At 63.7% G+C, this 12,772-nt stretch carries 12 protein-coding genes; 10 read left to right on the forward strand and 2 right to left on the reverse strand.

The window, feature by feature from the left end; all coding sequences use genetic code 11:
* The first annotated feature begins 2 nt into the window (after positions 1 to 2).
* The 10 genes from ACWKWX_RS02445 to pdxJ all read left to right on the forward strand — a co-directional run bounded on the left by ACWKWX_RS02445 (position 3) and on the right by pdxJ (position 9,763).
* Positions 3 to 599 (forward strand): sigma-E factor negative regulatory protein, encoded by a 597-nt coding sequence (locus tag ACWKWX_RS02445; protein WP_416426620.1) that lies wholly within the window; start codon positions 3 to 5, stop codon positions 597 to 599.
* An 8-nt stretch (positions 600 to 607) separates the two neighbouring features.
* Positions 608 to 1,567 carry a MucB/RseB C-terminal domain-containing protein gene (locus ACWKWX_RS02450; RefSeq protein ID WP_416426618.1) on the forward strand — a complete coding sequence of 320 codons (960 nt, stop codon included), beginning with the start codon at positions 608 to 610 and terminating at the stop codon, positions 1,565 to 1,567.
* Positions 1,568 to 1,899: 332 nt separating this feature from the next.
* Positions 1,900 to 3,285, forward strand: a complete 1,386-nt coding sequence (locus tag ACWKWX_RS02455) for a DegQ family serine endoprotease (RefSeq protein ID WP_473006901.1) — start codon at positions 1,900 to 1,902, stop codon at positions 3,283 to 3,285.
* Positions 3,286 to 3,472: 187 nt separating this feature from the next.
* Complete coding sequence (gene lepA, locus ACWKWX_RS02460; protein WP_476299956.1) at positions 3,473 to 5,272, forward strand: translation elongation factor 4; 1,800 nt, start codon at positions 3,473 to 3,475, stop codon at positions 5,270 to 5,272.
* A 5-nt stretch (positions 5,273 to 5,277) separates the two neighbouring features.
* A complete protein-coding gene (gene lepB, locus ACWKWX_RS02465) occupies positions 5,278 to 6,132 on the forward strand; it encodes a signal peptidase I (protein ID WP_416426614.1) in 855 nt (284 codons plus the stop codon).
* 71 nt (positions 6,133 to 6,203) lie between these two features.
* Positions 6,204 to 6,581, forward strand: coding sequence for a DUF4845 domain-containing protein (locus ACWKWX_RS02470; protein WP_416426613.1), 378 nt, complete (start codon positions 6,204 to 6,206; stop codon positions 6,579 to 6,581).
* Entirely contained in the window at positions 6,578 to 7,267 is a 690-nt protein-coding gene (rnc, locus tag ACWKWX_RS02475) for a ribonuclease III (RefSeq protein ID WP_416426612.1), read from the forward strand. The genes ACWKWX_RS02470 and rnc overlap by 4 nt, the downstream gene beginning before the upstream one ends.
* Positions 7,260 to 8,162, forward strand: coding sequence for a GTPase Era (era, locus tag ACWKWX_RS02480; protein ID WP_416426610.1), 903 nt, complete (start codon positions 7,260 to 7,262; stop codon positions 8,160 to 8,162). Before rnc ends, era begins: the two co-directional genes overlap by 8 nt.
* Before the next feature lie 134 nt (positions 8,163 to 8,296).
* On the forward strand, positions 8,297 to 8,980 hold the full coding sequence (recO, locus tag ACWKWX_RS02485) for a DNA repair protein RecO (protein ID WP_416426608.1): 684 nt from the start codon (positions 8,297 to 8,299) through the stop codon (positions 8,978 to 8,980).
* Positions 8,981 to 9,022: 42 nt separating this feature from the next.
* On the forward strand, positions 9,023 to 9,763 hold the full coding sequence (pdxJ, locus tag ACWKWX_RS02490) for a pyridoxine 5'-phosphate synthase (protein WP_473004338.1): 741 nt from the start codon (positions 9,023 to 9,025) through the stop codon (positions 9,761 to 9,763).
* 93 nt (positions 9,764 to 9,856) lie between these two features.
* Here the strand turns inward: pdxJ and ACWKWX_RS02495 are convergent, their stop codons facing one another.
* A complete protein-coding gene (locus ACWKWX_RS02495; RefSeq protein WP_483826943.1) occupies positions 9,857 to 11,038 on the reverse strand; it encodes a M20 aminoacylase family protein in 1,182 nt (393 codons plus the stop codon).
* A gap of 34 nt (positions 11,039 to 11,072) precedes the next feature.
* Entirely contained in the window at positions 11,073 to 12,374 is a 1,302-nt protein-coding gene (locus ACWKWX_RS02500) for an MFS transporter (protein ID WP_473004336.1), read from the reverse strand.
* Positions 12,375 to 12,772: the final 398 nt, after the last annotated feature.

Genomic DNA, 12,772 nt, shown 5'->3' on the forward strand with positions numbered 1-12,772 from the left:
CCATGAGTCGTGAAGCTTTGCAGGAATCGCTGTCCGCGGTGATGGATAACGAAGCGGACGAACTGGAACTGCGCAGGGTCATCAACGCCCTGGAAGATCCAGAAACACGTGCAACCTGGAATCGCTACCAGATTGCCCGTGCGGTAATGCACAAGGACTTGCTCGACCCACGCCTGGACCTGGCCACCGCCGTATCGGCAGCCATTGCCGAGGAAATCGCACCGGTCAAGGCCACTCGTGGTCCATGGCGCAGCCTGGGCCGCCTGGCCGTGGCAGCCTCGGTCACCGTGGCGGTGTTGGCAGGCGTGCGCCTGTACAACCAGGACGAAATCGCCGGCAACCAGCTGGCCCAGCAGCAACCGGCTACCCAGCAGGCACCTTCCGTGCCGCAGGTGCAGGGCCCGGCCGTGCTGGCAGGCTACACTGAGAGCAACGACCAGAGCACTGGCCCCATGGCCAACGGTGTTCTGCAAGGTCAGGCTGGCATGCATGACCAGCGCTTGCCAGGCTACCTGCGCCAACACGCCCAGGAAGCTGCGTTGAAAGGGACCGAAAGCGCGTTGCCATACGCACGTGCCGCGAGCCTTGAAAACCGCTAAGGAGGACCATGCGCGCCATACCGCTACTACCGCTATTGCTCGGTTCCTGTCTGAGCGTCCCGGCCTTCGCGGCCAGCGACGCTTCGCAGTGGCTTAACCGCCTGGCCCAGGCCGAGCAGCAGCAGAGCTTCCAGGGTACCTTCGTCTACGAACGCAACGGCAGTTTCACCACCCACGACATCTGGCATCGCGCCCAGAACGGCAAGGTCAGCGAGCGGCTGTTGCAGCTCGATGGCTCGGCCCAGGAAGTCGTGCGCGTGGATGGCCGTACCCAGTGCGTGAGTGGCGCCCTGGTTCCCGGTGTGAGCGAGACGCCTGATTCCTCTGGCCGCGTGCTCGACCCCCTCAAGCTGATGTCCTGGTACGACCTTGCTGTCGCGGGGCAATCACGCGTGGCCGGGCGCGATGCCACCATCGTTACGCTGACCCCCAAGGATCAGCACCGCTACGGTTTCGAATTGCACCTGGACAGCAAGACTGGCCTGCCGCTCAAGTCGTTGTTGCTCGACGACAAGGGGCGCCTGCTGGAACGCTTCCAGTTCACCCGCCTGGACACCGACGTGCCCACGGATGCGGAGCTGGCTGCCAGCGACAACTGCAAGCCCCTGGGGCCGGCCGTTGTCGCCCAGGCCTCGGCGCCCGCCGCCGGCCATTGGCGTTCGGACTGGCTGCCGCCGGGCTTCGAGCTGGCCGGCAGTTCCTCGCGCAAGGACCCCGACACCAAGACCACCGTCAGCAGCCTGATGTATGACGATGGCCTGGCGCGCTTCTCGGTGTTCCTCGAGCCGCTCAATGGCAGCGTCGGGGCTGACACCCGCACGCAGCTGGGGCCGACCTCGGCCGTGTCGCGGCGCCTCACCACCCCCAACGGGGAAGTGATGGTCACCGTGGTGGGTGAGATTCCCATCGGCACCGCCGAGCGCATCGCCTTGTCGATGCGTGCCCAAGACGCCCAGGCGAAGAATTGAGGCGCCTGTGCTGAGCAGGAGTGGGCGTGCAGGGAGCACGTCGCATGGCGCTTCACGGCATCCGTTACAAAGGATGACGAAATGAAACTTCTGTCAGTCAGGTTGCAAAACCCCCTGATTTTTTCTATAGGTCAGACCCTCAAGGGTCTGGCCTTGTCTGCTGTTTCAGGATCGCCACTGCCGACACCCCCGGACCCGGACATTGCCTTGCGGCAGTGCCCGGGTTTTGTGCGTCTGGCGAACCCACTTGCTAAACCTAGCTCGTTAAATACGGGAGCCGTATGTCGATACTACGCTTGAAGCATTACCTGACCGTGTGCGCCGCCGTGCTGATGCTCGGCCAGGTCGTTACCGCCCAGGCCGAGGCGCTGCCTGACTTCACCAACCTGGTGGAGCAGGCCTCGCCCGCGGTAGTCAACATCAGTACCACCCAGAAGCTGCCCGACCGCAGCGCCGGTGCCGGCGACATGCCGGACCTGGACGACCTGCCCCCGGCCTTCCGCGACTTCTTCCGCAACATGCCGCGCTCGCCGCGCAGCCCCAAGGGCGGTGATCGCCAGCGTGAGGCCCAGTCCCTGGGCTCGGGCTTCATCATCTCGCCCGACGGCTACGTGCTGACCAACAACCACGTGATCGCCGACGCCGACGAAATCATCGTGCGCCTGTCCGACCGCAGCGAACTGAAAGCCAAGCTGGTGGGCACCGACCCGCGGACCGACGTGGCCCTGCTGAAAATCGACGGCAAGAACCTGCCTACGGTCAAACTGGGTGATTCCGACAAGCTGAAGGTCGGTGAGTGGGTGCTGGCCATCGGCTCGCCGTTCGGCTTCGATCACTCGGTCACCAAGGGCATCGTCAGCGCCAAGGGCCGTACCCTGCCCAACGACGCCTACGTGCCGTTCATCCAGACCGACGTGGCCATCAACCCGGGCAACTCCGGCGGCCCGCTGTTCAACATGAACGGCGAGGTGGTGGGCATCAACTCGCAGATATTCACCCGCTCCGGTGGCTTCATGGGCCTGTCGTTCGCTATCCCGATTGACGTGGCCATGGACGTCTCCAACCAGCTGAAGAAAGACGGCAAGGTCAGCCGCGGCTGGCTGGGCGTGGTCATCCAGGAAGTGAACAAGGACCTGGCTGAATCCTTCGGCCTGGACAAGCCGGCCGGCGCCCTGGTGGCGCAGATGGTCGAGGACGGCCCGGCGGCCAAGTCCGGCCTGCAGGTGGGTGATGTGATCCTGAGCATGAACGGCCAGCCGATCGTCATGTCGGCAGACCTGCCGCACCTGGTGGGCGGCCTCAAGGCCGGCGCCAAGGCCAGCCTGGAAGTGGTGCGCGAGGGCAAGCGCAAGACCATCGACGTGACCGTCGGTGCCATGCCGGCCAATGACGACGACATCCTCGCCGGTGGCGCCGCCAAGTCCCAGGCCGAGAGCAACAGCAACCGCCTGGGCGTCTCGGTGGCCGACCTGACCGCCGATCAGAAAAAGTCCCTGGACCTGCAAAGCGGCGTGGTCATCAAGGACGTGCAGGATGGCCCAGCGGCGCTGATCGGCCTGCAGCCGGGTGACGTCATCACCCACCTGAACAACCAGGCCATCGGTTCGGCGAAGGAGTTCACCGACATCGCCAAAGGCCTGCCGAAGAACCGCTCGGTGTCCATGCGCGTGCTGCGCCAGGGCCGCGCAAGCTTCATCACCTTCAAGCTGAGCGAGTGATAAGCTGGCGTTGAAACAGGGGAGGGCGGCCGGTGGGCCGCCCTTTTTTGTGAGCGGATGTCGATGGGGGTGGGCTTCCCCAGGATGTTCATGATCAACCGTCTCCCACATCGCCCCGTAATTCAGGTACAATTCCCGGCTATTTTTCGTTGGGCGTCCGGCCCGCAGCCTTTTTGAGTGTTGATCCGTGAGTGATTTGAGTCATATCCGCAATTTCTCCATCATCGCCCACATTGACCATGGCAAGTCGACGCTGGCCGATCGGTTCATCCAGATGTGCGGCGGCCTGGCCGATCGCGAGATGGAAGCTCAGGTGCTGGACTCCATGGACCTGGAGCGTGAGCGTGGCATCACCATCAAGGCCCACAGCGTCACGCTGCATTACAAGGCGCAGGACGGCAAGACCTACCAGCTGAACTTCATCGACACCCCCGGCCACGTCGACTTCACCTATGAAGTCAGCCGTTCGCTGGCCGCCTGCGAGGGCGCGCTGCTGGTAGTCGATGCCGGTCAAGGCGTGGAGGCCCAGTCGGTCGCCAACTGCTACACCGCCATCGAGCAGGGCCTGGAAGTCATGCCCGTGCTGAACAAGATGGACCTGCCCCAGGCCGACCCCGATCGCGTCAAGGACGAGATCGAGAAGGTCATCGGCATCGACGCCACCGACGCCGTGGCCTGCAGCGCCAAGAGCGGCATGGGCGTGATCGACGTGCTCGAGCGCCTGGTCCAGGACATTCCGGCCCCTACCGGCAACATCGAAGATCCGCTGCAAGCGTTGATCATCGACTCCTGGTTCGACAACTACCTGGGCGTCGTCTCCCTGGTACGCGTGCGCCACGGCCGCGTGAAGAAGGGCGACAAGATCCTGGTCAAGTCCACCGGCAAGGTGCACCTGGTCGACAGCGTGGGCGTGTTCACCCCCAAGCACACCGCCACCGCCGACCTGAAAGCGGGCGAAGTGGGCTTCATCATCGCCAGCATCAAGGACATCCACGGCGCGCCGGTGGGTGACACCCTGACCCTGAGCAGCACCCCGGACGTGCCGGTGCTGCCTGGTTTCAAGCGCATCCAGCCACAGGTCTACGCCGGCCTGTTCCCGGTCAGCTCCGAAGACTTCGAAGACTTCCGCGACGCGCTGTCCAAGCTGACCCTCAACGACTCGTCGTTGCAGTACCTGCCGGAAAGCTCCGACGCCCTGGGCTTCGGTTTCCGCTGTGGCTTCCTGGGTATGCTGCACATGGAAATCATCCAGGAGCGCCTGGAGCGCGAGTACGACCTGGACCTGATCACCACCGCGCCAAGCGTAATCTTCGAAGTGGTGCTGAAGACCGGCGAGACCATCTACGTCGACAACCCGTCGAAGCTGCCTGACGTGTCCTCGGTGGAAGATTTCCGCGAGCCGATCGTGGCCGCCACTATCCTTGTGCCTCAAGAGCACCTGGGCAACGTCATTACCCTGTGCATCGAGAAGCGTGGCGTGCAGCGCGACATGCAGTTCCTCGGCAGCCAGGTGCAGGTGCGCTACGACCTGCCGATGAACGAGGTGGTGCTGGACTTCTTCGACCGCCTGAAATCCACCAGCCGCGGCTATGCTTCCCTGGACTACCATTTCGATCGCTACCAGTCGGCCAACCTGGTCAAGCTGGACGTGCTGATCAACGGTGACAAGGTTGACGCCCTGGCCCTGATCGTTCACCGCGACAACGCACACTACAAGGGCCGCGCGCTGACCGAGAAGATGAAAGAACTGATTCCTCGGCAGATGTTCGACGTTGCGATCCAGGCCGCCATCGGCGGGCAGATCGTGGCCCGGACCACTGTCAAGGCGCTCAGAAAGAACGTACTGGCCAAATGCTATGGCGGTGACGTCAGCCGTAAGCGCAAGCTTCTGGAGAAGCAGAAGGCCGGTAAGAAACGCATGAAACAGGTCGGTAACGTGGAAATTCCACAAGAAGCCTTCCTCGCCGTGCTCAGGTTGGATAGTTAGGTCCTATGTCTCTAAATTTCCCGCTGTTGTTGGTCATTGCTGTCGCCGTCTGCGGTTTGCTGGCCCTGTTCGATCTGGTCTTCCTGGCTTCGCGCCGCAAGACCGCGATCGCAACCTACCAGGGTAGTGTCAGCGAGCCGGACCCGGTGGTGCTCGAGCAGTTGAACAAGGAACCGGCGCTGGTCGAATACGGCAAGTCGTTCTTCCCGGTGCTGTTCATCGTGCTGGTGCTGCGCTCGTTCCTGGTCGAACCCTTCCAGATCCCGTCGGGTTCCATGAAGCCGACCCTGGAAGTGGGTGATTTCATCCTGGTCAACAAGTTCTCCTACGGCATCCGCCTGCCGGTGATCGACCAGAAGATCATCCAGATCGGTGACCCGCAGCGTGGCGATGTCATGGTGTTCCGCTACCCAAGCGACCCGAACGTCAACTACATCAAGCGCGTCATTGGCCTGCCGGGCGACAAGATCCGCTACACCAATGACAAGCGCCTGTACGTCAACGACCAACTGGTGGCCGAGCAACTGCTGGGCGAAGAGCCCAACAGCCTGGGCACCGCCGAGCTGTATCAGGAAAAACTCGGCGACGTCGAGCACCTGATCCGCAAGGAAATGGGCCGCTATCACATGCCGCCGGACAATCAATGGACCGTGCCTGCCGGGCACTACTTCATGATGGGCGACAACCGCGACAACTCCAACGACAGCCGTTACTGGGATGACCCGCGTATTCCCAAGGAACTGCTGGGCATGGTCCCGGACCGCAATATCGTCGGCAAGGCCTTCGCGGTCTGGATGAGCTGGCCGGAGCCGAAGATGAGCCACTTGCCGAACTTCTCGCGAGTCGGGCTGATCAAGTAACACCAGGCGGCGCTGTCCAGTGGACAGCGCCGAATGCTTTTCAGGCGGCAGCAGGGATGGAGAGCTTGAGCATGAACGCAGCCAGTTCGCAGAAAGGTATTTCGCTGCTGGGAGGGCTGGTACTGCTGGCCATACTGGGGTTTGTCGCCAGTACGGCCTTCAAGGTGCTGCCGCACTATTTCGACTACTGGACGATGAAGAAGATCATCGAATCGGCAGCGACCGACAAGGCGGAGAAAATCGACACGGTTGGTGATTTCTACAACCATGTGGACAAGGGCATGAGTGTCAATAACATCCGTGACCTGCAAGCCCGCAACATCATGAAAGTGACACTGGACGACGACGTGTTCGCCGCCCATTTGCAATACGAACAGCGTGAGCCACTGATCGGCAACGTCGATCTGGTGGTGAAATTTGACCACGAATTCAGCGTGCGTAAACCGTGAGTGTTTCCTTGAGCCGTCTCGAGCGTCAGCTCGGCTATACCTTTAAAGACCAGGACCTGATGGTGCTGGCCTTGACTCACCGCAGCTTCGCCGGGCGCAACAATGAGCGCCTGGAGTTCCTCGGTGATGCCATCCTCAACTTCGTGGCCGGTGAATCGTTGTTCGAACGCTTCCCGCAGGCCCGCGAAGGCCAGCTGTCGCGCCTGCGCGCCCGGCTGGTGAAAGGCGAGACCCTGGCCGTACTGGCCCGTGGTTTCGACCTGGGCGAATACCTGCGCCTGGGCAGCGGTGAATTGAAGAGCGGCGGTTTCCGTCGCGAATCGATCCTGGCCGATGCCCTGGAAGCGCTGATTGGTGCCATCTACCTGGATTCGGGCATGGAAGTGGCCCGCGAGCGTGTGCTGTCCTGGCTGACCAGCGAGTTCGACAGCCTGACGCTGGTGGACACCAACAAGGACCCCAAAACCCGCCTGCAGGAATACCTGCAGTCGCGTGGTTGCGAACTGCCGCGTTACGAAGTGGTGGATATCCAGGGCGAACCGCATTGCCGGACGTTTTTCGTCGAATGTGAAGTGACCCTTTTGAACGAAAAAAGCCGAGGTCAGGGTGTGAGCCGTCGTATTGCCGAACAGGTAGCGGCCGCTTCAGCCCTGATTGCCCTGGGCGTGGAGAATGGCAATGACTGATACAACCCCAACCCGCTGTGGCTATGTCGCAATCGTCGGCCGCCCGAACGTGGGCAAGTCCACGCTGCTCAACCACATCCTGGGCCAGAAGCTGGCGATCACCTCGCGCAAGCCGCAGACCACCCGCCACAACATGCTGGGCATCAAGACCGAAGGCGAGATCCAGGCCATCTACGTCGACACCCCCGGCATGCACAAGAGCAACGAAAAGGCGCTCAACCGCTACATGAACAAGACTGCCTCGGCGGCCTTGAAAGACGTGGACGTGGTGATCTTCGTGGTGGACCGCACCAAGTGGACCGACGAAGACCAACTGGTGCTGGAGCGCGTGCAGTACGTGCAGGGCCCGGTGATCCTGGCCATCAACAAGACCGACCGCATCGAGGACAAGGCCGAGCTGATGCCACACCTGGCCTGGTTGCAGGAGCAGCTGCCCAACGCCGAGATCGTCCCGGTGTCGGCCCAGCAGGGTCACAACCTCGACGCCCTGGAAGGCCTGATCGCCAAGCACCTGCCGGAAAATGACCACTTCTTCCCTGAAGACCAGATCACCGACCGCAGCAGCCGCTTCCTGGCCGCCGAACTGGTACGCGAGAAAATCATGCGCCAGCTGGGCGCCGAGCTGCCGTACCAGATCACCGTCGAGATCGAAGAGTTCAAGCAGCAGGGCAAGACCCTGCACATCCATGCCCTGATCCTGGTGGAGCGTGATGGTCAGAAGAAGATCATCATTGGCGACAAGGGCGAGCGCATCAAGCGCATCGGCATGGAAGCGCGCAAGGACATGGAGCTGCTGTTCGACTCCAAGGTCATGCTCAACCTGTGGGTGAAAGTGAAGGGCGGCTGGTCCGACGACGAACGCGCCCTGCGCTCGCTGGGTTACGGCGACCTCTGATCTGCGCCACATTCCCCCTTGGGGGAATGGTTTTTTGTGGGAGCTGGCTTGCCAGCGAGCTTTTGAGGCCCGAAAGCTCGCTGGCAAGCCAGCTCCCACAATTGTTTGGAACGCCTGAAACCGAGTGCCGACCCATGTCCACCCTCGTCCTTTACCCCGCCTACGTCCTGCACTCGCGCCCCTACCGCGAGAACAGCGCCCTGGTCGACTTCCTTACCCCGGGCGGCCGCCTGCGCGCCGTGCTGCGCAGCGCCCGTGGCAAGGCCGGCAGCCTGGCGCGGCCGTTCGTGCCGCTGGAAGTGGAGTTCCGTGGCAAGGGTGAGCTGAAGAACGTCGGGCGCATGGAAGCGGTGGGCGTGGCCTCCTGGATGGTCGGCGACGCGCTGTTCAGCGGCCTGTACCTGAACGAACTGCTGACCCGCCTGCTGCCGGCCGAAGACCCCAACCAGGTTATCTACGACAGCTACGCCGCCACTTTGCAGGCGCTGGCCGCCGGCCTGCCCCTGGAGCCGCTGCTGCGCGCGTTCGAATGGCGGCTGCTGGATGAACTGGGCTACGGCTTCGCCATGGACAGCGACGTCAACGGCGACCCGGTGGAGGCCGACGGCCTGTACCGCCTGCAGGTGGACGCCGGCCTTGAACGCGTGTGGCTGATCCAGCCAGGCCTGTTCAAGGGCAGCGAGCTGCTGGCCATGGCCGAAGCCGACTGGACTGCCCCCGGCGCATTGAGCGCTGCCAAGCGCCTGATGCGCCAGGCGCTGGCCGTGCACCTGGGCGGTCGTCCGTTGGTCAGTCGGGAACTGTTTCGCAAGCCGTGAGCACCACGTATCCTTGGGGTCTCAATTCCAAGGAGCGCTCCCGTGACCACCAGCAATCGCATTCTTCTCGGCGTCAACATCGACCACGTGGCAACCCTGCGTCAGGCCCGCGGCACCCGCTACCCTGATCCGGTCAAGGCTGCGCTGGACGCCGAAGAGGCGGGCGCCGACGGCATCACCGTGCACCTGCGCGAAGACCGCCGGCACATCCAGGAACGCGACGTGCTGCTGCTCAAGGACGTGCTGCAGACGCGCATGAACTTCGAAATGGGCGTTACCGAAGAGATGTTGGCGTTCGCCGAACGCATCCGTCCGGCCCACGTGTGCCTGGTGCCGGAAACCCGCCAGGAGCTGACCACCGAAGGCGGCCTCGACGTGGCCGGCCAGGAAGCGCGTATCCAGGCGGCGGTAGAGCGCCTGAGCAAGATCGGCTGTGAAGTGTCGCTGTTCATCGACGCCGACGAGCGCCAGATCGCCGCCTCCAAGCGCGTTGGCGCGCCGGCCATCGAGCTGCACACGGGCCGTTACGCCGATGCCGAAACCCCGGCGCAGGTAGCTGAGGAGCTTAAGCGCATCGCCGATGGCGTGGCGTTTGGCGTGGCCCAGGGGTTGATCGTCAATGCCGGCCATGGCCTGCACTACCACAACGTGGAAGCGGTGGCGGCCATCAAGGGCATCAACGAATTGAACATCGGCCATGCGCTGGTGGCCCATGCGTTGTTCGTGGGCTTCAAGGCGGCGGTGAGCGAGATGAAGCAGCTGATCGTGGCTGCTGCTCGCTGATCGCGTAGGCTTCGGACGCGGCCTGCGGCCGCTGCTACGGGAGGGGGATGGCACAATCCTCCGTAGCAGCGGCCGAAGGCCGCGTCCGCGATCTCAACCTTTCAAATAACCTTCCACCAACCCCACCCAGCACGCCGCGCCCAGCGGGATCACCGCGTCGTCGAAGTCGTAGTGGTCGTTGTGCACCGAGCACCCGGTGAACTCGCCGGTGCCGTTGCCCAGGATAAAGTAGCAGCCCGGCTTCTCGTGCAGCATCCAGGCGAAGTCCTCGCTGCCCATGATGCGCACCGGCATTTTCTCCAGCACGTTCTGCGCGCCCAGCACCTCACGGGCCACACCCAGCATGCGCTCGGTCTCGGCCTTGCTGTTGACCAGCACCGGGGCCAGCAGGCAGTAGTCGATCTCGGCCCTCACGCCGAAGCTGGCGGCTTGCCCCTCGACAATCTCGCGAATGCGCTTCTCCACCCGCTCACGCACGGCCGGGTCGGCGGTGCGCACGCTGAGCATCACCTTGGCCGTCTCGGGAATGATGTTGTACGCGGTGCCGGCCTGCACCATGCCCACGCTGAGCACGGCGGCGTCATCGGTGGACAGGTTGCGCGAGATCACCGTCTGCAGCGCGGTGATGATGCTGGCCAGCGCCGGCACCGGGTCGATGGCCCGTTCGGGCATGGCGCCATGGCCGCCACGGCCGGTCAGGGTGATGGTCACGCGCTCGGACGAGGCCATGAAACCGCCGGCCTGCACCACGGCCTGGCCGACGGGCAGGCCGGGCATGTTGTGGTAGGCGTACACCGCGTCGCAGGGGAAGCGGGTGAACAGGCCGTCGTCGATCATCTGCTTGGCGCCGCACAGGCCTTCTTCGTCCGGCTGAAAAATCAGGTTCAGGGTGCCGTCGAACTTGGCGTGCAGGGCCAGCTGCTCGGCCGCGGCCAGCAGCGTGGCGGTGTGGCCGTCGTGGCCGCAGGCGTGCATGCGCCCCTGGTACTGGCTGGCCCAGGGCAGGCCGTTCTTTTCCAGGATCGGCAGGGCGTCCATGTCGGCACGGATGCCCAGGGTGCGCGCGCCGTTGCCGCGCTTGAGCACGCCCACCACGCCGCAGCCGCCCACCCCGGTATGCACCTCGTAGCCCCAGGCACCGAGCATCTCCGCCACCAGGCCGGCGGTGCGTGGCACCTCGCCGCCCAGTTCGGGGAAGCTGTGGATGTCGCGGCGGATGGTGGCGAAATGTTCAGCGCTGGCTTGCAGTTTCTGGTTGATGATCAGGTTGCTCACGGTTGCTTCCTTTTTCTGGCAGTAAAGGGGGGAGTCAGTCGCGGCCCGGATGTTCCGGGAACAGGCGCAGGGCGATCAGGCTCATGATCAGGGTGGCGATCAGGTACAGGGCCGGGGTCAGCGGGTTGCCCGTCAGGCCGATCAGCCAGGTCACCAGCAACGGTGAGAAGCCGCCGAACAGGGTCACGCCGAAGCTGTAGATAACCGACAGCCCGGTGACGCGCTGCTCGCGGGGGAAGGCCTCCATCAGCATGGCGAAGCTGGCACCCACGCCCACGGCCATGGGCATGATCAGCAGGGTGATGGCCAGCATGCACAGCCAGGTGCTTTGCAGGCCCAGCAGCAGGAACGCGGGGTAGGCGAACACCAGTGCCAGGCCGGCGATCCAGTACAGCAATGGCTTGCGCCGGGGCAGGCGGTCGGCGTAGCGCGAGGCAATGGGCGGAATCACCGCCAGCAGGGCGCTGGCCAGGCCCACCAGGGCGAAGGCAAAGCTGCTGGGGTAATGCAGGGTGCGCACCAGGTAGGTGGGCATGTAGAACACCACCATGTACATGCTCACGGTGGAGGCGGCCATCCACATGATGCCCAGCAGCAGCGTGCCCTTGTGTTCGCGCAGCAGTTGCATCAGCGAAGGCGTGTTGGTGGTTTCAGTATGGGTTTCCTCCAGGTGCTGGCGAATGAACCAGCCCACCGGACCAATCAGCAGGCCGATCACGAACGGCACGCGCCAGCCCCAGCTTTCGAGCGATTCGGGGCTCAGGTTGCTGCTCAACAGCAGGCCGGTGAGGGCACCCAGCAGCGCCGCAGCGCCTTGGCTGGCGCCTTGCCAGCTGACCATGAAGCAGCGGTTGTCGGTGTGCCCCGATTCCATCAGGAACGCCGAGGCGCTGCCCACTTCGCCGCCGGCCGACAGCCCTTGCAGCAGGCGGCCGAACACCAGCAGCAGGGTGGCGGCGATGCCGATGCTCGAATAGGTGGGGGTGAAGGCGATGATGCCGGTGCCCAGGGTCATCAGCGCGATGGTCAGCGACAGCGCCGCCTTGCGGCCCTTGCGGTCAGCCACGCGGCCGATCAGCACCGCGCCCAGCGGGCGCATCAGGAAGCCCACGGCGAAGGTCGCCAGGGACATCAGCAGCGAGGCCAGCGCCGACTCGCCGGGGAAGAACAGCTTGCCGATGATCACCGCGAAGAAGCTGTACACGGTGAAATCGTAGATCTCCAGGCCGTTGCCCAGGGACGAGGCAATCACCACGCGGCGCATCTTGCGCGCTTGCAGCGAGGCCTGGGCCGGGCTGGGTTGGAGGGGCAAATCACTGGCGGGGGTGCTCTTCATGGCGATGTTCCTGTACCCGGGATCGTGGTGGTCCGCAGTGTTGAACAGCGCCGGTGAAAGTGCACATCGCTTTTATGCAAGCCCCCAACCGTTGGTGCGGGTCAGGGGCGGTGTATGAAATGGCGGGAGCGCCGGGTGGGCATTTTCGACTCGCGGTGCGCGAATGTGGTGCCCTTGAGGTGGGCAGAAGGGTAACGCGAGACGCTCTCCAGATAGGGCGCCGGCATTTGCGTATCAGAACAAACCCCGTGGCAGAGCCCCCACCCGCCTCATCCAGCGCGCCGTGCAACCCCTTGCGCAATGCTCCATTGGGATGCCGGATCGTTTTTGTGGGAGCTGGCTTGCCAGCGAGCTGTTCAAGTGCCAAAAGCTCGCTGGCAAGCCAGCTCCCACCCGAT

Source organism: Pseudomonas imperatae, from assembly GCF_057128625.1.